Genomic DNA, 26,141 nt, shown 5'->3' with positions numbered 1-26,141 from the left:
CTTTGTTTTAAGAGCAATTAACAAATAAATCTACGTGAAGAAACCAACTTGAAGACAGCTATCTGAAGCGCTATTCCTTGCCACACAATTGATTGGTCAGAGCTTTAGCGCTACTTACCAGTGCCTTTTTCAATTCTTCTACGTCAGTTCGGCGAATCGCACTGCTCAAGCCAACGGCGACTAGGGCGTGGCTCAGTTTTGTTGGTGTTTTCCATACTGGTGCGGAAAGTACCGTCACGCCGCTGATATAGTTGCCTTCATCTATGGCATAGCCGTTAACTTTGGCTTGTTCAACTTGCTCTAGCCACTGCTCAAAGGTGGGTGGCTCGTCCCACCGCAGGGTTTCAAAACGCTGCTGTAAATCGTCTAGGCTGTATTCACCGAAGGCAGCAATGCAACGGCCGGTGGCGCTGATTAAAGCGGGAAATCGACTGCCTATTTGCGCGCTCAGGTGGAAATTGTTATTCGACTGCGCAGCTGCGACCACAATCATATGATCCAGCCCCAACATATTCACACCCAAGGTAGTTACGTCGTAGGTTCTGCTTAAGCGATCTAAAATAGGCTGAGCTACGTCGTTAAATTGATCTCGACGCAGCCAATTACGCGCCAAGGATAGCACACCGGCCTCCAGTGAATAGCGTTTGGTATCGGCGTCAAACGCCACCAGTTCCTCTGCAACCAAGGCTCGTAAAACGTACAAACATGTACTGGGGACCAAGTCCAAGGTGCGCGCAATACTTTGCAATGGTAGGGGGGCGTCGCTTTTACCCAGCAATCTCAATATAGCCGCAGCACGAGAAATCGCCGGTGCTTTACTTTCTTTCACCGCTTTGGCCAGTTTACTGTCCGGTGAGTTGCTTTTCTTGTCGCCTTGCATGGGGTTGTCTCTTATCGAAATATTTGGCTAATTAATAACGCTGCCAAGCTTGTAGCACGCCCTTCTAGATTAACAGAATCTGCTGTCGATTCAAGATATAAAATATAATTCTATATTTACAATTCAACAGTGCTGTGGCATTGTTCGACCATATCGAAAAAGGCAGTGATGACTATCTCTGCAAGATCAAGGCGACAGTAGCAATGACCAAACTAACGGATTACACCTCTTTTGCGGACGCCCAAGTCCACGCGAATTCCACCGCGCTTTGGGAGCTATTTGATGGCGACAGGGAAGAACTCAACATTGCCCATGAGTGCATAACTCGGTATGCGGATGGATCGGGCAAAACAGCAGTCAGGATTGCCCACGCTAAGGGCGAGGATGAAATACTCAGCTTTGATGAAATTGCTCAGCGATCTGCTCAGTTTGCCCATTGGTTGCTAGAGAAGGGAATTAAGCCCGGCGATCGTATTGCCTTTATGTTGGAGCCTTCGCTCGCGTTTTACACCACGCTGTTCGGTGCCATCTTGTCAGGTGCTATTAGCGTGCCTCTGTTTACCTTGTTCGGTTTGGATGGGCTTCGTCTACGGGTCGACGACTGTAAGCCCAGCTTGCTTGTTACCAACGAAGAAAAACGCGAAATAGCCCATCAAGTTGACGGTTTAAATGTGGTGGTGGCGAACGATGATTTGCTGAGTGAAATTAGCAAGTATCCAACCACTTTTGGGACGAAAACCCGCGCCAATGATCTGGCTGTATTTCAATATACCTCTGGTACAACCCGAGAGTTACCCGCAGCGGTAAAACACACGCACAAAGCGTTAGTGACATTGATGTTTGCAGCACTGTACGGCACTGGTATCCGTCCGGGAGACGAATATTTTTGCCCGTCTTCTCCCGCCTGGGGTCACGGTTTGTGGCATGGCACGCTAGCGCCGCTGGCATTGGGCGTTACCACCGGAACTTTCGCGGGTAAATTTGACGCTGTGCGTTTAATGAAAGCTCTGCAGGATTATAAAATTTCTAATATGTCTGCGGCGGCAACTCACTACCGCATGATGAAAAATTCTGAAGCTGCAAATCAGTTTGATTTCTATCTAAAAAAATTGTCGTTCACCGGCGAACCCTGCGACCCGGCAACGTTAGAATTTATTGATAGCACATTTAAAGTGCCGGCCTGCAGTATGTACGGCACTACAGAAATTGGTGTTGTCTTGGTTAATTTCCCCGGAGCAGAAGACTACCAAGTTAAGCCTGGTTCTTTGGGTAAACCTATACCCGGCCTAAAATTGGAGGTTCATCGAGCCGACGGCAGCCAAACGGCCGCTAATGAAGTCGGTGAATTGATGTTGTGGAAACGCGATCACTGGGAAAGCACTAAAGATTTAGCCAAGGTCGATGACGAGGGCTATCTCTATCACTGTGGTCGTGCCGACGATGTCATTATTTCGGCCGGTTGGACAATGAGTGCCGTAGAGATGGAAGCCACCATGCTCAAACACGATGATATTCAAGAAGTGGCGGTTATTGGAGTGCCTGATGACACCCGCGGCCAAGTTGCCAAAGCCTATGTGGTATCCGATCGCGCGGCAAGCGAAGAATTCATCACAGAACTACAAACCTTTACCCGTCAACGCTTGGCTCAGCATGAGTTTCCTCGTGTTGTAGAGTTTGTTGAGGAGCTGCCGAAAACGCCTGCCGGTAAGGTGCATCGTAAAGTATTGCGAGATCGTGAGGCAGCTAAAGCCAATGCCTAAATGGCGTGGGATATCAATAATTTTAATAGGAGAGTAACACGATATGTCAGAGAAAAAATTCCCCAAAATTACCGAAGAAGGCTTGGCCGATCTACGCAAGCGCATTGGTGTAAAAATAGAAAAAACCGTTGAGCCTTGGAATTATGAAGCCACCCGTGACGCTATTCGTCATTATGCTCACGGTATCGGTGATAACAACCCACTTTGGTGTGACCCAGAATACGCCAAAAACACCAAATATGACGACATCATTGCCCTACCAAGTTTCATGTTTACAACCAGCCGAATAATCTCTGGTTATTGCGGTGGTTTGTCTGGTGTGCACGCTATGTGGGCCGGCGCCGATTGGAATTGGCACAAGCCAGTTAAACGCAACGATACCATCAAAACGGTAGCCTACTTAAAAGATCTTGTTGAGCATCAGACTCGTTTTGCCGGTCGTGCCTTTCAGCAGATTTATCACGTGGATTTTTACAACCAAGAAGGTGATTTGGTTGCCGATGCCGATAGCTGGGTGTTCCGTACCGACCGCGACGAAGCTCGCGAGCGTGGGACAAAGTACACTGAAGTGCGTGGCAAGGTAGAGCCGTTTACTGATGAGCAGCTAGCCGAGTGGTCTAAGCTCTACGACCAAGAGGAAATTCGTGGTGCTACCCCTCGCTACTGGGAAGACGTAGAAGAGGGGCAACCGCTGCAAAAAATGATGAAAGGCCCGATGACCGTAACTGGCTTTATATGTTATGCCCAGGGCTGGGGTGGTTTGTATATTCGAGCCAACAAACTGGCTTATGAAATGCAACAAAAGCACCCAGGAACCGGTATTAAAAACCGTTTCAATGTGCCAGATTGCCCAGAGCGTGTTCACTGGGATGAGGATTTTGCGTTAGAGGTTGGTGCACCCGGTGCTTACGATTACGGTCCGGAGCGTTGTTCATGGTTGACCCACCACGCTACCAACTGGATGGGGGACGATGGCTTCTTGAGAAAAAGTAAGTGTGAGATTCGTCGCCATAACCCAGATGGTGACGTTATCTTTATTGAAGGTGAAGTTACGCGTAAATGGGTTGAAGACGGCAAGCACTTGGTCGAAATCAAACAAGTTGCCAAGACCCACCGTGACGAGCTTTCTGCTCAAGGTTATTCCATTGTGGAACTGCCTTCCAAGGGGTAATCCACTGGATTAACAGATGGCTTTGGTCGAACAGAATCTTGCTGTTTGTTAATCTAAGCTCGCTGATTTCTTGATAAATCAGCGAGCTTTTTGTTTTTTATTTAACAAAAATAATGACAGTGTTGGATTGTTTGGTGGTGACCTTAACGGTCGTAAAACAATAAGGCCGGATCTATCTTTGATGGCTCAATTTCATAATTGTCGTCCATACTAACTTCAACGTCCAGACAGAAAATCAACGCCGAATATGGCATTATCAATAGGGTTACTTGTGCGAGCAGTCTCTTATCACTTTGTCTTTTGAGTAATCTATAAGTCTAATCCGCAGCAGTATTGGGGTAATAACATGTCACAACCAGGCGAAAAGAACTGGAAAGGTCCTTTGCTGGGTATTACCGTTTTGGATTTTACCCGCGTGCTAGCAGGGCCGTCCGCGTCGTTGGCGTTGGCCGACATGGGGGCAGATGTTATCAAGATCGAGCCACCCGGTACAGGTGACGAAACGCGGACTTTCCCACCATTTAAAAATAACGAGAGTCATTATTACTTAAGTGTTAATCGCGGCAAAAAAAGCATCGTTATCGATTTAAAAAGCCCTGAAGGCGTGGCTTTAGTAAAAGAGCTCGTTGTAAAAAGTGATATTCTGATCGAAAACTATCGCCCTGGCGTAATGGAGCGCTTGGGACTTGGTTATCAGACGTTGAAGCCGTTAAACCCTGGCTTAATCTACTGCGCAATTTCTGGTTTCGGTCTGTCCGGGCCACTGAAAGATCGACCTTCCTTCGATATTGTTCTGCAGGCCCTTTCCGGCGCGCTAAGTGTGAACGGCGAGCCCGATGGATTACCTACAAAATTGGGTATTCCCCTGGGCGATTTGGTGGGGGGCATTAATGGTCCGATCGGTATCTTGTCTGCCTTGTACGAACGTAGCGTTACGGGTGTTGGTCGCCTCATCGACGTGAGCTTATTAGACGGTATGGTAGGGATGCTTGGCTATCTAGCTCAGTTAGCTTTTTTTACCGGCGAAGATCCTCAGCGACAGGGCTCGCAACATCCCAATTTAGTGCCCTACGGTGTGTTTGCAGCACAGGATGGCTCAATTATTATTGCCTGTTTAACCAACAGTTTTTGGGGCCGCGTGTGCCAGGCCATAGGGCGACCAGAACTTGAGTGCGATGAGCGATACAACTCGCTAGAGAAAAGACGAGAACAACGTACAGTCGTCAATGAAATTGTAACTCGCTTTACTGAGCAGCATACCGTAAGTTATCTGATTGAATTGTTTACCGAATTAGAAGTACCTCATGCACCGATACTTGGCGTGCAAGAGGCTTTGCAACAGCCGCAAATTCAGCAACGCGACATGGTGGTTCAGGTAAACCACAAAACATTGGGAGATATCCCGATTATCAACAGACCGATAAAATTCCCAGAGTCCACACAACCAACACCCAGTGCGCCGGCCACTTTGGGAGAGCACACCGATTTTATTTTGCAGACTGTTCTGAATAAAAGCGAACAAGAAATAAACCAATTAAAGCTTAATAAAACAGTGTATTAGTTTGCACAATTAACCACAATAACGATAACAGGGGAGTTCCATGCCCGAATTAACATTTAATAACCGAGTAGCGGTGATTACCGGCGCAGGTCGAGGCCTGGGCAGGGCTTATGCGCTGTTATTAGCTGCTCGTGGTGCCAAAGTTGTGGTAAACGACCCTGGTGTGAGTATGGCGGGCGACGGTATTGATGCAGGCCCGGCCCAGCAGGTGGTGGATGAAATCGTAGCCCTGGGCGGACATGCCATAGCTAACACGGATTCTGTGGCCACTGAAGAAGGTGGTAAAGGCATCATCAATTGTGCTGTCGACAATTTTGGCGCCATTGATATCTTGATTCACAATGCTGGTATCGTAAAGCGTGGCGGCCTGCACGAACTGAGTTACGCCGATTTTGAATCTGTATTGGATGTTCACCTGCGCGGCGGTTTTAATGTTGTGCGGCCTGCCTTCGAGAGAATGCGCAACGCTAATTACGGCCGCATCATTTTAACAGGGTCAATTAATGGCCTTTATGGCAACGCCGGCGTAGTTAATTACAGTGTTGCTAAAGCCGGTTTAATAGGGCTTAGCAATGTTGCCGCATTGGAAGGTGCGGAACACAATATTAAGTCCAACATTATTTTGCCTGGCGCAGTCACTCGTATGGCCGACGGCTTAGACACCAGCCAGTATCCGCCGATGGAGCCCGATATGGTAGCCCCCACGGTGGGCTATCTTGCTCACGAGCAGTGTAGCGTCTCTGGTGAGATGTACATTTCTATGGCCGGCCGTGTGGCACGAGCCTATGCTGCGGAGACCGTTGGTATCTATCAGCCGGATTGGTCTATTGAATCTATCGCAGAGAATATTCACGGGATTCGGGACGAAACACACTCTAAAGTATTCCCAGTTTTGCCAGCCGGACATATTGACCATTTGAAATATTGTTTCACCATGGCAACCCAAGAATCTAAGAAATGATCGTTTGAGTTTGGAGCAAAACAGATGACTTTCAATGTCACAATACAACCCGGAAAATCTATTGTTAAAGGTGAGCCGTTAGACCAGGAAGCTGGTGTAGGCTCTCTCACTTTAGGCGGCTATCTTAAAGATCTAGTTGATAAATACGCTAACAACGAAGCCGCCGTGTTCCACTCCGAAGACGGCGTAGAGCGTTGGACTTATCGACAAATGTGGGATAAATCGGTTGCGGTGGCAAAAGCGCTATTGGCAAGTGGGGTAGGTAAAGGTACTCGTGTTGGCATACTAATGACCAACCGTCTGGAGTTTTTATCCGCTACCTTTGGCACGTCTCTGGCCGGTGGCATTGCTACTACTATGAGCACTTTTTCCACATCAGCAGAACTGGAAACACTGTTAAAAAATAGCTGCTGCTCTGTACTGTTGCTTGAGCCCAATGTACTAAAGAAGAATTTCTCGCAAATGGTGGCTGAGCTTGTGCCCGAGATCGCCAGTGGCGCCCCTGGTACTATTCAAAGTGTTGATTATCCCTATTTGAGATCGGTGGTATCCCTTGCTGACACTAATCACGGAGCAATTGAAAGCTGGAATGCTTGGTTAGATAAAGGAAGGTCTATTAGCGAGGAATTTGTCTCAGCAACAGCTGCCTTGGTTGAGCCATCCGACCCAGGTTTTCTTTTCTTTAGCTCAGGCTCCACCGGTAAGCCGAAGGGTATTTTAAGTGCCCATCGGGGCGTGTGCTTGCAGCTGTGGCGCTGTGCACATTGGTTGCAGTTAGACGAAGGTACTCGCTGTTGGTCTGCCAATGGCTTTTTTTGGTCCGGCAATTTCACCTTTGGTATTGGCGGCACTTTTTCTTCCGGTGGTTGCATGGTGCTGCAACGGACCTTCCAGCCAGAAGAAGCACTGGATTTAATGGAAAAAGAAAAGGTGGGCTATATATTTGCTTGGCCACACCAATGGGCCCAGCTCGTGGACGCCAAAAATTGGTTAGACGTAGATTTAAGTAGCCTCAAATTTATCGATACCCATTCACCGGTGGCGCAACATCCCACCATCAACAGTACATGGAGTGATGCCACCAGCGCCTACGGCAATACCGAAACATTCACTTTAGTGTCGGCGTTTCCTTCTGGCACCGCAGACGAAGTTCGAGCTGGTAGCCATGGTATTCCTCTAGCGGGTAATACCATACGTATAGTCGACCCGCTCACCGGAGAAACTGTTGCTCTTGGTGAGCGAGGGGAGATTGCGGTTAAAGGCCCGACTCTTATGATGGGTTACATAGGAATACCGTTGGAAGAAAGCTTGGACGATGAGGGTTACTTGCGTACGGGCGACGGCGGCTATTTTGACGAAGAGGGCCGGTTGATATGGGAGGGGCGTTTGAATGACATCATCAAAACCGGAGGTGCCAATGTATCTCCTGTGGAGATCGATGCTGTTATAGCCCAATGCCCTGGAGTAAAAATTACTAAGACTGTCGGCATCGCAGATGATTTGCTGGGTGAGCTGGTGGTTGCCTGCATCGTGGTAGCAGATGGTGCCACCGTAACCGAGGCAGATGTTAAAGCATTCGCCAAGCAAACCCTAGCCAGTTTTAAAGTGCCACGCAAAGTGCTCTTTTTTGCTGAGGAAGAGCTGGAAACCACAGGCAGCGCTAAAGTTAAGTCCAGCGAATTGAAAAAACTAGCGGCCGAACGCCTAGAGGCCCAGAGCGCCTAGCATGGATGACTTGTTAGCTAATTGGCAGCGCAAAGAAATGCCTGGTATACCGGCGTCGATCAACGCCTTGTGGACGCAAAAGGTTGATGGCCAGTATCGATACGGCTTACTCGTTGATGATACCCACGCTAACGCCCAGGGTTTTATCCATGGTGGTGTTCTTATGACATTTCTAGACCATGCACTGTCGCTAAAGGTTTGGCAAGCTGCGGAAAGAAAACCTTGCACCACCATACAGTTGGATACCCACTTCTTATCCGCTGTTAGGCCGGGGCAGTTTATTACTTTGGAAGCCCAGCTACTAAAGCAAGGAAAATCCCTGGTGTTCATGCGAGGCGTTCTTATGGCAGCCGATAAAGCGGTTGCTGAAGCAAAAGGTGTATGGAGTGTACTGGGGTAATGTAGCCCGCACAGCAAACATCCAAATAAAATAATAAGGTGCAACCGTTATGCAAGCTGAAATCGAGGCAGACTTTCACATTCGCCAACTCTACGCGCGCTTTGAAGACGCGGCTTTTCGAAAGGATGGCAAAGCCTACGCAGCTTTGTTTACAGAAGATGGTGAATGGAAGTTAGGTGCGATGCATATTAAGGGGCAGTCGGAAATTGCTACTACCTTTGCTAAGTTACTGGGGTATACGCAAAAGGTACAGATGATCACCGGCAAACCTTTGTTAAAAATCGATAGCAATAAAGCCATTGCACGATCCCAATGTACCGAATTGACAAAAATGCCGGACGGCAGCTCTTCCATGGCCATCGGTGTGTACCATGATAGATTCGAAAAAATCGGTGACCAATGGCTATTTCGGTGGCGCCATTTTGCATTGCATTATCGCGGCCCTATTGATTTTTCCGATGAACTAGTGCCGTCACCGGTTTATGACGAGTTCCCGACCTTGCCGAATTGGGATGAGCCGACGTTAACTAAATTAAAGCCCGAGCAGCGCCAAAAATAGCCAACAAAATTAGTCTTTTTGTACGGTTCTGGTGGGGGTTGCTGAGCTAAATCAAATTGAGTTGTGAGCAAATACCGCAGACTCGCTGTCAAGTAGACAACAGTGTTGATTTACAATAAGATCAAATCCATATTTTGTCTAACAATAAGAATACGCTGCAAACAGAGGTAGCTAATGACCATTAAAGCCACAGACGTACCGGCTGCAAGCGAAATCGATATCCCCGCGCTTCAAGAAAAATACCGCGCCGAAAAGAACCGCAGGATACGGCCAGAGGGCGCTAAGCAATACGCTGGAGCGAAACAGGAATTCAATGAAGAATACCTGGATGATCCCCATACACCTGTACAAGAGCGCGCAAAGATCGACGAAGATCTAGAAGTCGCTATCCTCGGTGCCGGGTGGTCCGGAATTCTAGCGGCATATCATCTGAAAAAAGCAGGCATCACGGACTACCGAAATATAGACCACGCCGGCGATTGGGGCGGGGTTTGGTATTGGAACCGTTACCCAGGAATCCAGTGCGATAACGACGCCTATTGTTATTTGCCACTGCTGGAAGAAACAGGATTTATGCCGTCTAAGAAGTATGCAGATGGCTATGAAATCTACGATTATTTAAAGCAAATAGAGCAAAAATTTCAGCTTGGCGACAAGGCTCTATTCCACACTGTGGTAACTAGCCTGCAGTGGAATGAGCCCAGCAAGCGTTGGCATGTCCAAACCAACCGCGGTGATTCAATCCGTGCACGGTTTGTTATAATGGCCAACGGTTTGTTGAATATTCCTAAGTTTCCCAATCTACCGGGTATACACGACTTCAAAGGTAAGATGTTTCATACCTCGCGATGGGACTATGATTACACCGGGGGCGAGTATAGGAACCCAGAGCTACATAAATTAAAAGATAAAACCGTCGCCATTGTTGGTACAGGTGCCACGGCCATCCAAGCCGTTCCGTACCTAGGAAAGTACGCCAAGAAAGTCTATGTAATCCAACGCACCCCATCGGTTGTGGATCAGCGTTATAACCTACCCACAGATCCAAAGTGGGTAGAGTCCTTACAGCCCGGTTGGCAACAAGAACGTATCGATAATTTTCACAGGGCTGCAATGGATGGACGTTTGGCACCGGGTGAGGATGACCTGGTACAAGACTTCTGGACCGAAATTAGCCGCAATATGGCCGCTGAATTACGGGCCGAGGGTATTGAAGAATCCATTAGCATAGAAGACTATTTTGCTCGCAGGGAAGTCATGGACTATCGCGTTATGGAGCGCATGCGTCGCAGAGTAGACAGTTTGGTAAAAGACGAGAAGACTGCGGAAGCGCTAAAGGTATGGTACCGCTTCCTGTGCAAACGGCCGCTATCAAACGATGATTTCTACGATACCTTCAACCGAGACAATGTAGAGTTAATCGATGTTTCTGAGACCAAGGGCGTGCAGGCATTAACGGAAAACGGTTTTATTGCCAACGACCAGGAATACCCTATTGATTGTATGATATTCGCTAGCGGTTTCGAAGTGACTAGTGATTTAGACCGTCGTTGGGGCATTGAAACCTTCGAAGGAAGAGAGGGTGTATCTATTTACAAGCACTGGCAGTACGGATACAAAACCCTGCACGGTTTGTCGACCATCAAATTCCCCAATATGTTTTTCCTTGGCTACTATCAGGGCGGTGTTAATGCGTCTACCACCCATCAGTACGGCTATCAGGGCTACTTGGCCAGCGAAATCATTAAACAGACACTGGCTAACGGTTATGCTTCGGTGGAGCCAAGTGAGAAAGCCCAAGCCGATTGGGTCCAGCATATGCGAGATACCAACGTTGATGTATCCGCTTTTGTAGATCTTTGCCCTCCTGGCTACTACAACAATGAAGGGCAAAAAGTTAAAGACGAACAGGGAAACGAGGTGTATCGCAATTTTTTGGGAGAAACCTACGGTTTGGGTTGGAATGCATTTGAGACGCTAACCCAGGAGTGGTGCCAAAAAGGCGAGTTGGAAGGCTTGATACTAAAAAAACAAGACGATTGACGCTTTAATAATAAAAACGTGCAAAAACCGGATAGATAAAAGCAGAGGAGAAGCCCATGGGCGTAGATAACGGTAATAAGTCACTGCTAGAAAACGTGGTTGAGCTTACCGATGAAGATCTCGGCGAGCCGTTAACCTATCCGGTGGATGCCTTTGTTTCACGAGAATACGCGGAAAAAGAAAAAGATTTGCTCTGGCCTAAAGTGTGGCAAATGGCGGGTCGGCTAGAGGATATTACGGAAGTTGGGAGCTTTTTAACCTACAACGTGGCAGATGATTCTATCATCGTAATACGCACCGGTGAGCAAGAGCTAAAAGCCTATCACAACGTTTGCCCTCACCGTGGTAGGCAGTTAGTGAATACGCCAGACGACGTTAACAGCGTTACTGGCCGTAAAAAGAATTTTGTCTGTGGTTTTCACGGCTGGACTTTTGATCTGGATGGGCAAAATACCTACATTCTAGATAAGCAAGATTGGAAGGGCGCGTTAGAAGATAAAAAACGCATTTGTTTATCCGAAGTGAAAGTTGATACATGGGGTGGTTGGATATACATCAACATGGATCCTGATTGCGAACCTTTGCTGGATTTTCTGGGTGAAGTGGATCGCATCCTTAGCCCATTTCAATTTGAAAAAATGCGTTACAAATGGCGTCAGTGGGCGATTTACCCCTGTAACTGGAAAACAGCCATAGAAGCCTTTATGGAGCCTTATCATGTTTCCGGTACACATTCTCAATTGTTGAAATACGGCCAGTTTTACGCTTACAGCAAGCCTTACGGATTGCATGGTGTGAGTGGTTTTGACGAACGGGATAAGTCGCAAAAAACCAAGCAAAGCACGTCGGTAACGCGCGCTGGTTTGGGTGACCCCAGAATCTCGACCTATGAATTGGCCAGAGAGAATTATGAAACCGTAAACTACGCGGCCTCTACCGAAACTTTAGTAAACGCGGCCAAGCGTTTAAAAGATGAGCTGCCGGAGGGGACACCGGTACAAGACGTGATGGCCCATTGGATGAAGTCCGCCAAAGCTGACGACGCGGCGCGCGGCGTAGAGTGGCCGGAAATTACGCCAGAGCAGCAATCTGAAGCTGGGCTAGCCTGGAGCCTTTTCCCCAATCAAACCATACTGCAAGGTGTAACTTTTGCTCTGTGTTATCGGGTTCGCCCATACGGTGACGACCCGAACAAATGTATTTTCGAGTCCTACGCACTAGAGCGTTTTCCTGAGGGAGAAGAACCCAAGACTGAGTGGGTATACGCGGAGCCTAACGCGGAAAAATGGGGCATGGTGTTAGCACAGGATTTCGACAACATGGAATGGGTACAAAAAGGCATGAAGTCTCGTGGCTTTAGGGGCACATTACCAAACCCACACCAAGAGCAGAAAATAACCAATTTTCATCGGCACTTAGGTCGGTACATGGGAGTCGGAGCACCCAAAAAGATCGATTATTAATATTGCTTCATGGATGCGTTTCAATTAATTGATTTTGTCCTAATTTCTATAGTTTGTCTTTTAAAATACATTTAATCCTTCTTAATTTATGCTACTTTAGCTCATTCGCGTTTGCGAATGAGCTGGTTGCGTTTTTTTATGGCATGAGTCTTTGGCTTGGCTATTTTCTTTTACTAATTAAAAACTAAAGTAAGTAGTTGTTCTTTAGGTCTGATGTATGAATAACACCAAATCCGTTAAGCAGGTAAAATCTGCTATCCGTACCATGAGTTTGTTTCAAGTATTCGCGGAGCACCAACGGCCGCTCACGTTGGGCGAACTAGCGCATTATATGCAAGCGCCCAAGAGCAGTTGTTACGAATTGATTCACACCCTGGCAGGGCTTGGCTATATCACCTTGATAGACGGCGGTAAGAGCTATTACCCATCGCGGCGTTTGTCCGAGATGGTAGATCAAATTAATTTGTTCAACCCTATAAAAGAGCGTGTTCAGTTTTGCCTAAAGAAATTGCGAGACGAAACCGGAGAAACAGTATTTGTTGGCCGTATTCAAGGTCTGCAGGCGGTTTACTCTGAGGTTTTCGAGGGCACTCATTCCATTCGTTACACAGCAAATTCTGGCGATGTAAAACCACTTCACGCAAGTGCTTTAGGCCGAGCCTTGTTGGCCAATGTTCCTGAGAGTGAGCAATCTAAATTGCTGTCAGAAATTAAACTCACTCGATTTACGGAGCAAACCATTACCCGGAAGAAACAGCTTAAAGAGCAACTGGATCAAGAAAAGTACGCCGGAGTATCCATAACCTACGGCGATAGCTCAGACGACATTGCCGGAATTGCGGCGCCATTGTTGCTAAATGCACACATGTTGGCGGTAGGCATCGCCGGGCCCAATAGCCGGGTTGAGGTTAATGTAGACCGTTACAAAAAAAATATTCTTCGCACTATTGGCCAAATATTAAATTATTGAAGTTCACGCCTTTCTGAGTACAATGGATTGTATATGTATTTTTAAATATGCATATGCAAATAAAATCTTTGGTATATCACTCTCGTCGTCTCGCTCCTAATAACTCAAATTATTGCAGTGGTAATTTAAAATGGTCGATAGTGGTTGTGCCTTCATTGTTACTTAGAGATAACACAGTCCTGCAAATCTATGCTCATAGCTAATAAAGGATATTTATTTTTTGTTCCTTTAGAGGTGTAGCCTTGCCCAGTTCTGTGTCTATCTCACTGTCTTCTAAAGGTGTGCATATGAATAGAATAAATAATCGCGTAGCCGTGGTAACCGGTGGTGGAGCTGGTATCGGTGCTGCTATCAGTATTGCTCTGGCTAAAGACGGCGCAGATGTCGCCATCTGGGATTGGAATGTCGATAACGTTAGCGAAACCGTAGCGGCCATTGAAGAAGCTGGCCGTAGGGTGATCGTTTGCAAAGTGGATGTCGCTAACAAACAACAAATCGCCGAGGCCGCAGAAAAGACTCGCCAACAACTCGGGCCCGTGGGTATTTTGGTGAATAACGCCGGGGTGTCCCCCGAACAAGACTTTGTCAAAATCTCGGAAGAAGAATGGGACAAGGTTTTCGACATCAATGCCAAAGGTACCTTTCTTTGCACACAAGCTGTAATTCAAGACATGGTGGATGCGCAGTGGGGAAGGGTGGTCAATATTTCTTCGTCTAGCGCTCAAACCGGAGCGCCTCGAATGGTGCATTATGCCGCCACCAAAGGCGCTGTTATTGCCTACACCAAGGCGCTGGCCAGAGAATTCGCAGCAGTTGGTATCACCGTTAATAATGTACCACCGAGCACGGTGTACACAGCCGGGCTTCAGTCGGTTGAAGAACGCTTAGAGGGCGGCATCCAAGGTTACGTTAACGCAACCATACCTGTGAAGCGTGTTGGTCAGCCAGAAGACATTGCCAATGCTGTAGCATTCTTGGCGGCCGAGGCATCCGGTTATGTTACCGGCGTTACGCTAAGCGTAAACGGTGGCCGTTACATGCTGTAAGACCTCAAACGCCCAAAAAATACGGCGTTTACAGCAACGTCCCATCCCATTTTGCCAATACAGGGTAATTTTTCTTCAGAAATGTTGCCCGGTATTCTTATCCATTGTTCTAAGTCGAGCAGTGCCTCTAACCGAGGTTAGGCTAACATTTCGCCGATACTTTTTGTGCGGATTATTGCTTCTTAAGTAGACAACACTGTTGAGCTACATTACCATAAATCCATACGTACAACTTAATAACAAATTCAATATCTTGATGTTAGCCCTCTGCCTTAGTGAGCTATAAGCCTGTTGAGTCAGTACCACCGCTAACTTTGCCACTGGTTGGCAACACAGTGAGGAATCAATCCCATGTCAGTACCTGTTCATGAAAGAATCATTCATCTATTGGAAGCCGAAGGTATCAACACACTGTTTGGCATTCCAGATCCTGGTTTCATTCACATGGCCATGGTTGCTGAGAAACGTGGCTGGCAGGTAGTGGCACCTCATCACGAGCAAAACGGTGGCTTTATGGCGGACGCCGTAGCTCGCATGACCGGTAAACCTGGAGTGTGCTTTGGCACCCAAGGGCCGGGTATTTCCAATTTAGCCACAGCAATGATTGTGGCAAAAAAAGAATGTTCGCCAACCATATTCTTTGGTGGCAACAGGTCTCGTACTGCCAAACAGCGTGCCCGCGTAGGTCGCATTCAGTATATGGATCAGTTAGAGCATTTTCGCCCATTGGTAAAATACGCAGCCATTGTTGAAGAGCCTGATCAGGTGGATGAAATTGTTCGTGAGGCCATACGTCAGGTGGCTACCGGTAAGCCGGGGCCAGCTTATATTGAATTGCCGCTAAGTGTTATTCACGAAACCTACAACTGGCCGTCGCTGATGGCGCCAGAGAAATACCGCATGGTTGAGCAGGCGGCCAGTGGCACCATGATTGAAAAAGCGGTGCAATTGATAAAGCAAGCGAAAAATCCGGTGCTGTTGGTTGGGCAGGGCATGTTTACCTCCCGCTCGCATCAAGCGGTGGGCGAGCTTGCTAGCCAATTAGATTGCCCAATTCTACAGACCTCCGGTTGTGCTATGACAATTAAAGGCCATGAGCACCGAACTTTTGCCTATGGGTTTTCGCCAGCGGGCCGTGCCGCGGCAAGTAACAGTGATTTGTGCATTGCAATCGGCACAGAGCTTGGTGAGCCAGTGCACATGGGCATAGGGCGACATTGGGAAGCTGGTGATGCGCAACGCAAGTGGATTTATATAGAGCGAGATGCACAAGCCATCGGTGTTAACCGACCAATCGATGCTCCCTTAGTAGGCGATATGCGAGACATTATCCCGCAGTTATTACGTGCATTGGATGGGTTTAAGCGCGAGGCCAGTGCCGAATTTAAACAATGGCAGATTGAGCAATCGCAATGGAAAGAAAAATTATTGGCCGAGGTGCCCAGCGGTTCTATACCGGTGCACCCAGCGAGGTTAATTGTTGAAGCGACCAAATCCATTCCTAGTAATGCTATTTACGCCGCCGACGGTGGATCCACAACCATTTTTGGTTGGACCTATTCGCAATATAAACCAGAGGATTTAGTCTGGAATCAAAACACTGGACATTTAGGAACGGGTTTGCCCTACGCTATAGGCGCAGCGATTGCGACTGAGGGGAAGAGGCCTGTGGTTTTCGTTACCGGGGATTCCTCTTTCTTGTTTTCCATTCAAGAACTGGAAACCGCAGTTCGCAAAAAACTTCCTATAGTTACCATAGTAGCTTGTGATTACGCCTGGGGGCTAGAGGTCGGTTGCTGGAAGAAACAGGTTGGCCCGGAGTCTCCGGAGACTGAAGCCCATTGGGGAAATTGGGTGCGCTTTGACAAAATTGCCGAAGGCTTTGGTGCACACGGGGAATTTATAGAAGATGAAAAAGATATAGCGCCTGCTGTTGAGCGAGCGATCGCTAGTGGTAAGCCTACGGTAATACAGGTTCCGGTAGATGCTTATGCCAATGCCATGGACGCGCCCAATTATGAAGAGTTTAAATCTTGGTACACCGACTTTAAAGCTGGCTATGGCGCGGATGCCGAAGACGCTTATTAAATCTTGGGCAGAAATAGCAGATTTGTCTGGAATCAAACCTGATTTTAAGCCGCTTTACTGACACAATTTAGCGTGTTAGGGCTCGGTAAAATAGAGCGCTTCTTGGTATTAACAATAAGGATAAGACATCATGCGAGAATATTTAAAGTTTTATATCGATGGCCAATGGGTTGATCCTATTGAAATGAACACTGTCACCACGGTGAATCCTGCCACTGAAGAAGCCTCTGGGACCATCGCATTGGGTAGCGCGGCCGACGTTGATAAAGCGGTTATGGCTGCTCGTAAAGCCTTTCCGAGTTGGTCAGCCACAACCCGAGAAGAGCGCATTCAAGTGCTGGAGCGAATTCAGCAGGAGATGGAAAAGCGTTCTACTGAGTTGGGCGAGGCAATCACAGAAGAGATGGGTGCCCCTGCTGCATTAGCGGGTGGTTTCCATATCGGTCTCGGCGCCGGGCATTTAGCGACAGCTATAGAAAACCTGAAGACATTTGAGTTTGAGCAACAGCGTGGTGGCACCATGGTGGTAAAAGAACCCATTGGTGTGTGCGGCATGATTACACCGTGGAACTGGCCGGTGAACCAAATTACCGTTAAGGTTTTCCCCGCCTTAGCCGCCGGTTGTACGGTAGTGTTAAAGCCCTCCCAAGAAGCCCACTTCTCGGCGCAAATTTTAACCGAGATTTTCGATGCTGCCGGTGTGCCTGCCGGTGTATTTAATATGGTGCAAGGCAAGGGCTCGGTGATCGGAGCTGCTATATCTTCTCACCCAGAAGTGGATATGGTGTCCATCACCGGCTCTGAATCAGCGGGCGTGCAGGTTGCCATCAATGCGGCACCCACCGTAAAGCGAGTATGCCAAGAGCTCGGTGGCAAAAGCGCTAACATTATTTTAGATGACGATAACCTTCCGGAAGCGGTAGCCAAGGGTATCGGCGGCATGATGATGAACTCCGGCCAAACCTGCAGTGCCACTTCGCGTATGCTGGTGCCCAAAGCCCGTATGGAAGAAGCCATGGCTATTGCCAAAGAGGCTGCTAGCCAAACCACGGTGGGTGACCCAACGGGCGATGTTGCCATGGGGCCAGTGGTATCTGGCTCTCAATTCAATAGCATTCAGGGTTACATTCAAAAGGGTATTGATGAAGGAGCCACACTGGTCATTGGTGGTACTGGCCGTCCAGATGGCTTAGAAAAAGGCTTTTTCGTAAAACCCACTGTGTTTGGTAACGTTACCAATGATATGGTGATAGCACAGGAAGAAATCTTTGGCCCAGTGCAAGTTATTATTGGCTACGACGATATCGACCACGCCATTGAGATTGCCAACGATTCAGAGTTTGGCCTGGCCGGTAATGTAGCCGGTAGTGATCTTGAAGCCTGTCGCGCGGTGGCTCGTAGAATTCGATCCGGATGGGTGTCCATCAATGATGGTTTTGATTTTAATTGCCCATTTGGTGGATACAAAAAAAGCGGTAATGGTAGAGAGTGGGGCGAGTTCGGATTCCACGAGTATCTAGAAATAAAAGGTATTTTGGGTTACGACCCGGATGCTGGGTAAGACCTAACCCGCAGTCATACCAAACCCCTAGTACCCAAACCCCTGTTACTTAAGTACCAGGGGTTTTTTAATGAGTGACTTGTTTGAAGTTAAAATGGTAATCAGAACCCTCGCTTTTCTTGTTTTGGCGATTATCTGGTTGGCCATTTTATTGGTAATTTAAATTGCTATTTTAATCAGAAAATTATTAAGCTATATAGCGCAGGCGCCCAATCGGTGGCTGACCTTGTCTTTATTAAAAATCTCAGACGATAAGAAAGGGCCCTAATAAGGGCCCTGTAAAACACACATAACGCTCTTTACTGACTACTGTTGTCCTTCCGCATACCAGGTGCGGAAGCGATCGTAATTGGGCGTATCTAGGTTTTGGTTGCCGCCGTGGTTGATCACTGGGTCGATCGGTACGTGAATTACCGTCGGTTTACCGCTCTCAAAGGCTGCAGTAACGGCGGCGCTAATATCTTCACCTTTTTCAACGTAAACACCTTCGCAGCCTAAGCCTTTAGCAATTTCGTCGAAGCGAACGTTTTTACTCCAGTGTACGCCTGGCTCGGTGGTTTTTTCGTGGCCAAAGGTACGCTTATAAACGCCTACCTCTAGGCCCCAAGCGTTATCTACTCCAACAACGATAACCATAGGTAGGTTTAGGCGTTGAACGACTTCCAGTTCACCAATGTGATATAAAAACGCAGAGTCACTGGTGGTAAATAGCACAGGGCGTTTACCGCCATCGGCCACTGATGCACCCACAGCGTATGGCAAACCAGTACCGAGACAACCAAAGTTTTGATTCCAGATTACGTCTCGCGGTTTGCTCTGTAAGTAAGTCCAAGTGAATATCACAGTACAACCGCCGTCGCGCACATGGATGGCGTCTTCGGGCATGGCTTTTGTAGATTCGATCACCCATTGCCCGGTATGAACGCGGCCGCTGTCGGTGGAAAAGTCCTGCTTGGTGAGGTCTTCTAAACGTACTCGGTCTTCTTCAATCCAGCGTGCAAGGTCAGGGTGGTTTTGCCGAGGCGAATCCTTCAATGCGGCAGACAATTGCGGCACTACGGTACGTAGGTCGCCCACCAGTGGTACATCAATAGGGCGATTTTGACCGATCGCCTCGGCGTCTAGCTCGATGTTGATCCACTTGCGATCGGTATTGCCCTCGGCCCAAAGATAACCACGGCCGTAATGTACTGGCTCGCCGATCTCTGTGCCTATTGCTACAACCACGTCGGATTTGGCTACAATCTCATCTGCCACTTCGGCAAATAAGTAAGGGAAGGTTCTATCTTCGATACCTTCGATAAAGGCCGTGCCGCCAGAGGTTTGCAACACAGGGCAGCCCATAAGCTCTGCCAGCTCTTTTACCTTTGCACCCGCGCGAGTGCATTGTACGGCATGGCCGACTAGCAATACCGGGCATTGCGCACCTTTAATCAGTTCTGCAGCCTTAATCACCATATCGCCATCAGCACCAGGCTCTACCAATCGGTATTGCGAGGGTGGAAGCGCTGGTGGCACGTCTAATTCTTCTTGGATAACGTGGGATGGATACTCAATATAAACAGGCCCCGGGGTGCCGGATTGGCTCACACGCAAAGCGTGGCGGATAATTTCGTCTGTTTGGTCGGCGTACTCAATACTCGCACTCCATTTAACGGAGTTTTCGAACAACGCTTCTTGCTGAACAAACTGAATTCGACCTCGGCGTACGCGTTGTTCTGTAATACGTGCACGTTGGCCACCAAGGTAAATGACAGGTGAATTCTCTACCAGAGCATTCATCATTGAACCGGCGGACAGAGCAATACCTGGACCTAGGGTGCATATACATAATGCCGGTGTACCGTTCATTCGCGCGTAGGCTTCTGCCATCATGCCTGCGGAGAGTTCGTGGTGTGGTGTTACCACATTCCAGCCGCGTTTCTCAGCCGCAACGAATAAATGCACGAAATTGGGATCAGGAATGCCAAAAACTGTGTTAACGCCTTCAGCTTCAAATAATTCAAGAATACGCTCGTAGACTTTTACCGCCATTGTGGATCGTCCTTTGTTGATGCTACCTGCTTCGGTTGCAGTTGTTATTAGTGTGATGCTCAGTCGATGGCCGTGGACAAAAAATGCCATAATCGACTCATTACGATAGCTTAAATAATAGCGCCGATAATAAATTGGAGCAATGAAACGGCCTCTAATGTACGTACAAGTATTTAAAAATCATTCGTCATTTATCCTCGAATATCATGGTGTAAAGACTGCAGTTATGACTGTTTGTACGGATAAAAAAGTTGTTGAATTAGCATCTATGAACAGCACGTTGATAGTTGTTTAAAAGGCCTGATAATTAACTTGGCACATTTCCAAAATTTGGATGATATGCACCTTTTCGGTTACATCCAATTGTGAAATGTGCGTATCAAGCGTTTGTGAATCAGGTTTTTACTAAATTAAGACGGGGTCACGAATAGGTCATTTTTGTGTTGCCAATTTGTCGCTTTTCACATCCTTGTGTTAAATCGATAGCTGAATGGCAAATGACTATTAATGGCAAATGACTATTAATGGGCAATGCTTTGTGAAGCGCTTTACTTATTCACGGGTGGGGGACAGTTTTAACACACTGCCCTCGGCATCACCGGCCAAAATAACATCGCCTTTTGTGTTTACGCACAAGCCGCAGAAAGGAATCATGGGGCCAGCTAAAACGCCAACTGCTTTCAATGGTTTAGGTGTTATGCCGGGCGGCGCTCCAATGGGTAAATTCTCAGCGATTGTAGCCAACTGCCTTGAGTTTAAATCGAAAACTTTTACCGATTTGTCACCGGTATCGGCGATGTACAACCTACCATTGTAATAATCGATACCCTCAGGACATGTCAGCCCATCAACTACCGTGTGGTGACGCCCTCCGGAGTAAGCCAAAATTTTACCGGAAGCCGACTCAGTCACGTAAATGGTATCCTGCTCATCGGTGGTAATGCCCATAGGATGGTGTAAATCACTGGATAATACCTGCTCTTGGTTGTTGTCCAGTAACAACAGGCGGCCGCTTTGATATTCACACGTCACTATCGCACCGGAGGATAAGCGGGCAATGTCCATTAACCGGTCGTAGCCTCTGGCAATAATTTCGTGAGTGTCCTTAACCGGGCAATAGTTGCTAACTTCGCCGTTGGATGTGGTGACAATCCAATGGCCCTCTTGCGCAGCACATACGCCTCTGGTGTACCCCGGGAATCCAGGGCTGAACAGCATGCCCGCTAAAGACATGGTTTGGCCTTGTTCTAAGGTGTAGGTAAATCCTCCGTCGGCAACAAACAGAGTATCGTCTGTCGCCACTGCCAAGCCCAAAGGCCATTGCAGACCGCTATCAATAACGGGGGTGGCCGCACCGTTGGCGATTTCGTGGATAGAGCCATTAATGTTTGAAACAAATAAGCGGTCTCCCACAAAGGTACAATTATCCAGGCCAGGGCTCAGTTGAGCCAGCAGGGTCTGTTCACCTGTGGCGGGGTCAATGCGCAGTACTTGGCCGCTGGCTACTTGTGTGGATACGATAAAGCCGTCTTTGTCGAATTTAACAGAGTCGGGTACGCCCAAGCCTTTTGCGACGATTTCCGGTTCCCCACCGTCCAGATCGATACGCCAAATTTCATTGGTAGCCATAACCGGGAAATACAACTTTCCGTCTGGCCCTACTTCCATGGCATTGGGCATGGGAACATTCTCTAGCAGGGTTCTGGGCTCGCCTCCATTTTTGTCTAATTCCAAAAGGCGGCCATCCGGTCGGCATTCGCCGGTGAGTATTCGATCTTGGTGAATAGTAATTGGGTTGGCGCAGGGCATATTTCCCATGAGCACTCGGGTTTTGCCTAGGGTATCGATAACGCTGACGCGGCCTTCGGTAATTTCGGTTGCATAGAGATTACCCTGGCTGTCAAAGGCAATATCATCCGGCGCAACAATGTCCCCACCCATAGGGCTAGCAACACCCACCACACCGGTGGCTATATCTAAGGTGCTGATTTGGCTGCCAGGTACCTGGGCAATGTAAATTAAACCGTCAGGCCCTGTACGCAATCCGTTTGCGCCGTACAGGCGGCTAGCCGGTGTGAGTCTATGCAGTGTCCACTCTGGGTGTGTGGCGCAATGGCCAAAAGATACGCGGCAGTCATTAGATGCTTTCACCAGCAACCCCTCTCTCTGAAGTAGCAATCGTTTTTTGTTGTGCGTGTTCTTCGGCGGAGGGTGTTGTTCCCAGAGTGAACAGCGCCACGGCACTAATGCCCATTAACACTGCTGTTAACATCAAGAACACTTCGTAACTGCCGTAATTATCAAATACAGCGCCTGCCGCAAGAGGTCCAAAGGCGGTGCCCATGGTTAGTGCGCCAACTAACGCACCGTAGAGCGCGCCGAAATTTCTTAGGCCAAAGTATTTGGCCGCTAAGTAGGCAATAACATCGACCTCAGAGCCCAGAGTCAGACCGAAAATCGCGGCGGCCAGCATCTGGTAGAGCGTATTGCTGCCATCGATCAACATTAGTGCACAGGCAGCAATTGGGATTAAAAATGCGCAGCCGCCAACAATAAAGCCTGGGAATCTATCCAAAAGAAATCCGGTTCCTAAACGGCCGATAATCGAGAATATGCCAATTAGAGAGGCAATGCCTGCTGCCTCTACGCGGGGGGTGCCATAGGACGTTAAAATAGGCACATAATGCACGATGATGCCAATGGCGGTGAAAGCAAAAAAACCTCCCGCTAATAACAGTTTATAGAGCGCACCAGACCTAAGGCCTTCTTTGATGCTTAGCCCGGTTAAACTGGCTGGGTTTACGGCGTCAGTTTGAGTATTGCCTTTGGGCTTATCCTTGGCGGAGCGGAAAAAGAAAAATAGGCAGGGGAAGACTATGGCCGCCCAGCCAATACCCATGGCCATAAAACCGGTGCGCCAGTCGTAATGGGTGATAATCCAAGTTGCTATTAACGGAAATATAGTGGCGGAGAGCGATGCACCTGACAGGGTGATCGCCAAGGCGAAACCGCGCGAATGGTGAAACCGGCTGGTTACCGCTGAGGTCCAAACCGTGGCCTGTATCCAAAGTACAGCGAAGGCTACAACAAACCAAAGCATTACCCAATTGGACCAGGATCCGGTTGCGGTGCCCAGTAAAGCGAAAGCCGCCCCCATAAACAGTATACCGGCCAGGCCCACCTTACGCGGGCCTATCTTATCCACCAGCATACCAATCGGCACGCACAGAAGCGCATTGGTAAAGGATGCTATGGTTATGCCAAAGGATATCTGCTGACGGCTCCAGCCAAATTCTTGCTCAATGGGCTCAATAAAGGGGCCGAGTGCATATACAAATATCACTGAAGTGGCGTATCCCAGTGCGCCTGCAATGGGTAAAAACCAATAACTTTTCCACTCTTCAATGGCACTTTGCGGTGCGAGCATGTCTGTGTTCCTATTACGAATTATTACTGTGGTACATTATTGCTGCCTGCCTTTTGGCAAAGCTGATTACGATCCATGTAGACGAGCTAGGGTTTCTTGGTCTAAACCCTCGACTCCAGGGTCTATGGGGATGTCGAAGCTATTGCACAACACCGCTATGGTCTCGTAGCAGGCGTAGCAGCCAACGATGTCCATGATCTGGTGTACTGAATAGTGCTCGGCTAATTTTTGGTAAGTGGCTCTTGATATTCGTGTTTCAGCCACCATTTCGTCTACCGCGGTAAGTAGTAAGGACTCTTTATCGTCAAACGCTGCTCGGTAGTCGCCGCCCTGAATGGCGTTAAATTCAGTGGGACCAATGCCAACTCTCTGGGCAAGCACGACGTGCTGTACGTATTCGTACTCACTTTTTCTCAACCATGCGGTGCGTAGAATAATCAATTCGCGTTCTTTTACAGATAGCGACTCGTTCGATGCGACATGATTATTAAACGTTAAAAAGGCTTTGGCAAAAGTAGGGTAGTGCGCTAATGCCCCAAGTAAATTTAAACCGCGATTATCACCGCTACCGCTGCGGTGTTGAGTGAGCACAAAGTTGGTCGCTTTGGGAAATGCGTTGAGCCCCTCTAGAGCCTCGCCTTGCCAGTTCTCGGGCTGTACGATAGGAATTTTACTGGTTTCGCTTGTTTGCGTGGTTTTATCGTGCTTGTTATTTTTGGCACTCATATACGACTCCGGCCATTGGTTTTATTATTTGTAGTTATTGGTAGATGTTACTGTCCGGTAAAGGATCCTGGCCTGCGCTCATTTACAGACTGGACGCCCTCGGCAAAATCTTTAGTTTTAAATAATTCGATTTGAACCGAGTGTTCTCGAACAATAGCCTGCGTAACGTGTTCTAGCATTCCCATACGCAGTGTTTCTCGCGTGGAGAGTAGTGATAGCGGGGCGTTGCTAGCAATTTTCTGGGCGAAAGCGTCTGTTTCGTCCTCGATTGAATCTTCTGAGGTTACACGATTGACCATTCCCCATTGTTGTAATAAATCCGGCTTGTAACGCTCTGCGGTGAGAAACATTTCTGCCGCCCGTTGCTCACCAACAAGCTTCGGTACGGTGTAGGTCAAGCCAAATCCGGGATGAAACCCCAGTTTTGCGAAATTCGCAGAGAATCTGGCTTTGGGCGTGGCTATTCTAAAATCTGCGGTGAGCGCAAGCCCAAGCCCTGCGCCGATGGCGGCGCCTCGTACCTGGGCGATGATGGGTTTTTTAGCCGCGTAAATACGAAGGGCTTGGTCGTATAGCTCACGTAAAGGGTCGTCGCCCTTGGCGCCAAAGCCATTTTCAGATTGTAAATCAGCGCCGGCGCAGAAAATGTCGCCGGCAGACTTTAATACCACCACTCTGATGTGGCTATTGTTGTCGATTTCCTCGAGGTTATCCGCTATCAATTTAACGAGGCGGATAGTGGCAAAATTTAGAGGCGGGTTGGCAAAGGTTAATGTGGCTATATGCCCGTCGATTGTTAACGTTACTGACTCGCTCATAGCCACCCCATCTGTTCAACAAAAGTTAATTGATTGTTTGGTTTTTTTTGCCTATTTTTAAACGATATTGGGGCATTTGTTGTTTTAATTCACTATCTTTTTGGCGCCACCAGTCCAGACAATTAAGATAGCAGCTTTAACGTGCCAACTGTAGAAAAAGTTTTCGTTTTACTTGCCTTGCCACTGCGGTTTGCGCTTTTCAGAAAACGCCCGGGGTCCTTCTTGTGCATCTTCGCTATTGTAACATTCTACTGAGGCATGCCTGGCTGCCTGCAATGCAGCCGAACGCCCCATTTCTGTGGCAAGCATAACGGTTTCTCTCGCCGCTGCTACTGAAAGCGGTGCGCCTTCCAGTATTTCCTCGGCAAGGGCAATCGCTGTATCCAGTAAATCTTCCGGTTCACATAGTCGATTAACTAAACCTATTTCGTAAGCTCTAGCGGCGGTGATGGGCTTACCCGTTAACAAAATTTCCATCATGATTCGTTGTGGAATCATATGAATTAACGGCGATGCCCAAGGCGAGCTGCGGCCCACCTTAACCTCGGTTACGGCAAATTTTGCGGTGTTACTTGCGACGCAAAGATCACAGGCTTGCGCAATCATCCATCCGCCGGCAAACGCAACGCCATTGACCGCGGCAATAGTGGGCTTGGTCAGTTCTATGGTGTCGTAGGGCAAAGGAAAGAAATCACGGGGCGGCACCTTCATGCCGGAGTCAACCATGGCTTTAAGGTCGCCGCCGGCACAAAATGCTTTGCTGCCACTGCCGGTTAAAATACCAACTCGCACTTCGTCGTCATTTTCGAATTGCTGCCATGCCTGTCTTAACCCGTCGCGTACTTCTTGGCTTAAGCAATTGCGTGTTTCCGGTCGGTCGATGGTGATAATGGCAATGCCACTGTTATGGCGTTGGTATTTTACTGCCTCTGACACGGCGTTTTCCTT

At 48.2% G+C, this 26,141-nt stretch carries 20 protein-coding genes; 13 read left to right on the top strand and 7 right to left on the bottom strand.

All coding sequences use genetic code 11. The features are described from left to right. Nucleotides 1-70: 70 nt before the first annotated feature. The gene (locus ACGHM3_RS13690) at nt 71-880 is read right to left on the bottom strand and encodes an IclR family transcriptional regulator (protein ID WP_345415482.1); all 810 of its coding nucleotides are present in this window, start codon (nt 878-880) and stop codon (nt 71-73) included. Nucleotides 881-1,083: 203 nt separating this feature from the next. Here ACGHM3_RS13690 and ACGHM3_RS13685 point away from each other — a divergent pair, with 203 nt between their 5' ends. From ACGHM3_RS13685 to ACGHM3_RS13625, 13 genes are all read left to right on the top strand, one after another. Continuing rightward, nucleotides 1,084-2,640, top strand: coding sequence for an AMP-binding protein (locus ACGHM3_RS13685; protein WP_345415485.1), 1,557 nt, complete (start codon nt 1,084-1,086; stop codon nt 2,638-2,640). 43 nt (nt 2,641-2,683) lie between these two features. Beyond that, nucleotides 2,684-3,811, top strand: a complete 1,128-nt coding sequence (locus ACGHM3_RS13680; RefSeq protein WP_345415488.1) for a MaoC family dehydratase N-terminal domain-containing protein — start codon at nt 2,684-2,686, stop codon at nt 3,809-3,811. Between the two features lie 346 nt (nt 3,812-4,157). Further along, a complete protein-coding gene (locus ACGHM3_RS13675) occupies nt 4,158-5,372 on the top strand; it encodes a CoA transferase (protein ID WP_345415491.1) in 1,215 nt (404 codons plus the stop codon). A gap of 40 nt (nt 5,373-5,412) precedes the next feature. Next, nucleotides 5,413-6,333 carry an SDR family NAD(P)-dependent oxidoreductase gene (locus ACGHM3_RS13670; RefSeq protein WP_345415494.1) on the top strand — a complete coding sequence of 307 codons (921 nt, stop codon included), beginning with the start codon at nt 5,413-5,415 and terminating at the stop codon, nt 6,331-6,333. A 24-nt stretch (nt 6,334-6,357) separates the two neighbouring features. Beyond that, nucleotides 6,358-8,058, top strand: coding sequence for a class I adenylate-forming enzyme family protein (locus ACGHM3_RS13665; RefSeq protein ID WP_345415498.1), 1,701 nt, complete (start codon nt 6,358-6,360; stop codon nt 8,056-8,058). Between the two features lies 1 nt (nt 8,059). After that, a complete protein-coding gene (locus ACGHM3_RS13660) occupies nt 8,060-8,458 on the top strand; it encodes a PaaI family thioesterase (protein ID WP_345415501.1) in 399 nt (132 codons plus the stop codon). 49 nt (nt 8,459-8,507) lie between these two features. Continuing rightward, a complete protein-coding gene (locus ACGHM3_RS13655; protein WP_345415504.1) occupies nt 8,508-9,017 on the top strand; it encodes a nuclear transport factor 2 family protein in 510 nt (169 codons plus the stop codon). Nucleotides 9,018-9,191: 174 nt separating this feature from the next. Beyond that, nucleotides 9,192-11,060 carry an NAD(P)/FAD-dependent oxidoreductase gene (locus ACGHM3_RS13650; RefSeq protein WP_345415507.1) on the top strand — a complete coding sequence of 623 codons (1,869 nt, stop codon included), beginning with the start codon at nt 9,192-9,194 and terminating at the stop codon, nt 11,058-11,060. A 56-nt stretch (nt 11,061-11,116) separates the two neighbouring features. After that, nucleotides 11,117-12,523, top strand: coding sequence for an aromatic ring-hydroxylating dioxygenase subunit alpha (locus ACGHM3_RS13645; protein WP_345415510.1), 1,407 nt, complete (start codon nt 11,117-11,119; stop codon nt 12,521-12,523). A 217-nt stretch (nt 12,524-12,740) separates the two neighbouring features. After that, nucleotides 12,741-13,493, top strand: coding sequence for an IclR family transcriptional regulator (locus ACGHM3_RS13640; RefSeq protein ID WP_345415513.1), 753 nt, complete (start codon nt 12,741-12,743; stop codon nt 13,491-13,493). Nucleotides 13,494-13,780: 287 nt separating this feature from the next. Then, nucleotides 13,781-14,539, top strand: a complete 759-nt coding sequence (locus ACGHM3_RS13635; protein ID WP_345415516.1) for a glucose 1-dehydrogenase — start codon at nt 13,781-13,783, stop codon at nt 14,537-14,539. 351 nt (nt 14,540-14,890) lie between these two features. After that, the gene (locus tag ACGHM3_RS13630) at nt 14,891-16,627 is read left to right on the top strand and encodes a thiamine pyrophosphate-binding protein (RefSeq protein ID WP_345415519.1); all 1,737 of its coding nucleotides are present in this window, start codon (nt 14,891-14,893) and stop codon (nt 16,625-16,627) included. Between the two features lie 130 nt (nt 16,628-16,757). Then, nucleotides 16,758-18,188 (top strand): aldehyde dehydrogenase family protein, encoded by a 1,431-nt coding sequence (locus ACGHM3_RS13625; protein WP_345415522.1) that lies wholly within the window; start codon nt 16,758-16,760, stop codon nt 18,186-18,188. A gap of 306 nt (nt 18,189-18,494) precedes the next feature. Here the strand turns inward: ACGHM3_RS13625 and ACGHM3_RS13620 are convergent, their stop codons facing one another. From ACGHM3_RS13620 to ACGHM3_RS13595, 6 genes are all read right to left on the bottom strand, one after another. Beyond that, nucleotides 18,495-20,312: a thiamine pyrophosphate-binding protein gene (locus tag ACGHM3_RS13620; RefSeq protein ID WP_345415525.1), complete on the bottom strand. Its 1,818-nt coding sequence runs from the start codon at nt 20,310-20,312 to the stop codon at nt 18,495-18,497. Between the two features lie 462 nt (nt 20,313-20,774). Beyond that, entirely contained in the window at nt 20,775-22,373 is a 1,599-nt protein-coding gene (locus tag ACGHM3_RS13615) for an SMP-30/gluconolactonase/LRE family protein (RefSeq protein ID WP_345415528.1), read from the bottom strand. Then, the gene (locus tag ACGHM3_RS13610) at nt 22,360-23,649 is read right to left on the bottom strand and encodes an MFS transporter (protein WP_345415531.1); all 1,290 of its coding nucleotides are present in this window, start codon (nt 23,647-23,649) and stop codon (nt 22,360-22,362) included. Before ACGHM3_RS13610 ends, ACGHM3_RS13615 begins: the two co-directional genes overlap by 14 nt. A 66-nt stretch (nt 23,650-23,715) precedes the next feature. Then, a complete protein-coding gene (locus ACGHM3_RS13605; protein ID WP_345415534.1) occupies nt 23,716-24,375 on the bottom strand; it encodes a carboxymuconolactone decarboxylase family protein in 660 nt (219 codons plus the stop codon). A 47-nt stretch (nt 24,376-24,422) separates the two neighbouring features. Beyond that, nucleotides 24,423-25,193 (bottom strand): enoyl-CoA hydratase-related protein, encoded by a 771-nt coding sequence (locus ACGHM3_RS13600; RefSeq protein ID WP_345415537.1) that lies wholly within the window; start codon nt 25,191-25,193, stop codon nt 24,423-24,425. Nucleotides 25,194-25,361: 168 nt separating this feature from the next. Then, on the bottom strand, nt 25,362-26,129 hold the full coding sequence (locus ACGHM3_RS13595; RefSeq protein WP_345415540.1) for an enoyl-CoA hydratase-related protein: 768 nt from the start codon (nt 26,127-26,129) through the stop codon (nt 25,362-25,364). Between the last annotated feature and the right edge of the window lie 12 nt (nt 26,130-26,141).

The sequence above is a fragment of the Halioxenophilus aromaticivorans genome (assembly GCF_042850945.1).
Taxonomy (GTDB): Bacteria; Pseudomonadota; Gammaproteobacteria; order Pseudomonadales; family Cellvibrionaceae; genus Halioxenophilus; species Halioxenophilus aromaticivorans.
The sequence above is the reverse complement of the archived record's forward strand: the minus strand, read 5'-3'. Positions and strand labels throughout refer to the sequence as shown.

Coding starts and splice junctions, on each gene's coding strand:
- ACGHM3_RS13655 (WP_345415504.1), top strand. CDS start 8,508: ATGCAAGCTGAAATCGAGGCAGACTTTCACATTCGCCAACTCTACGCG.
- ACGHM3_RS13660 (WP_345415501.1), top strand. CDS start 8,060: ATGGATGACTTGTTAGCTAATTGGCAGCGCAAAGAAATGCCTGGTATA.
- ACGHM3_RS13620 (WP_345415525.1), bottom strand. CDS start 20,312: ATGGCATTTTTTGTCCACGGCCATCGACTGAGCATCACACTAATAACA.
- ACGHM3_RS13685 (WP_345415485.1), top strand. CDS start 1,084: ATGACCAAACTAACGGATTACACCTCTTTTGCGGACGCCCAAGTCCAC.
- ACGHM3_RS13690 (WP_345415482.1), bottom strand. CDS start 880: ATGCAAGGCGACAAGAAAAGCAACTCACCGGACAGTAAACTGGCCAAA.
- ACGHM3_RS13625 (WP_345415522.1), top strand. CDS start 16,758: ATGCGAGAATATTTAAAGTTTTATATCGATGGCCAATGGGTTGATCCT.
- ACGHM3_RS13675 (WP_345415491.1), top strand. CDS start 4,158: ATGTCACAACCAGGCGAAAAGAACTGGAAAGGTCCTTTGCTGGGTATT.
- ACGHM3_RS13650 (WP_345415507.1), top strand. CDS start 9,192: ATGACCATTAAAGCCACAGACGTACCGGCTGCAAGCGAAATCGATATC.
- ACGHM3_RS13635 (WP_345415516.1), top strand. CDS start 13,781: ATGAATAGAATAAATAATCGCGTAGCCGTGGTAACCGGTGGTGGAGCT.
- ACGHM3_RS13600 (WP_345415537.1), bottom strand. CDS start 25,193: ATGAGCGAGTCAGTAACGTTAACAATCGACGGGCATATAGCCACATTA.
- ACGHM3_RS13640 (WP_345415513.1), top strand. CDS start 12,741: ATGAATAACACCAAATCCGTTAAGCAGGTAAAATCTGCTATCCGTACC.
- ACGHM3_RS13605 (WP_345415534.1), bottom strand. CDS start 24,375: ATGAGTGCCAAAAATAACAAGCACGATAAAACCACGCAAACAAGCGAA.
- ACGHM3_RS13665 (WP_345415498.1), top strand. CDS start 6,358: ATGACTTTCAATGTCACAATACAACCCGGAAAATCTATTGTTAAAGGT.
- ACGHM3_RS13630 (WP_345415519.1), top strand. CDS start 14,891: ATGTCAGTACCTGTTCATGAAAGAATCATTCATCTATTGGAAGCCGAA.
- ACGHM3_RS13645 (WP_345415510.1), top strand. CDS start 11,117: ATGGGCGTAGATAACGGTAATAAGTCACTGCTAGAAAACGTGGTTGAG.
- ACGHM3_RS13610 (WP_345415531.1), bottom strand. CDS start 23,649: ATGCTCGCACCGCAAAGTGCCATTGAAGAGTGGAAAAGTTATTGGTTT.
- ACGHM3_RS13670 (WP_345415494.1), top strand. CDS start 5,413: ATGCCCGAATTAACATTTAATAACCGAGTAGCGGTGATTACCGGCGCA.
- ACGHM3_RS13680 (WP_345415488.1), top strand. CDS start 2,684: ATGTCAGAGAAAAAATTCCCCAAAATTACCGAAGAAGGCTTGGCCGAT.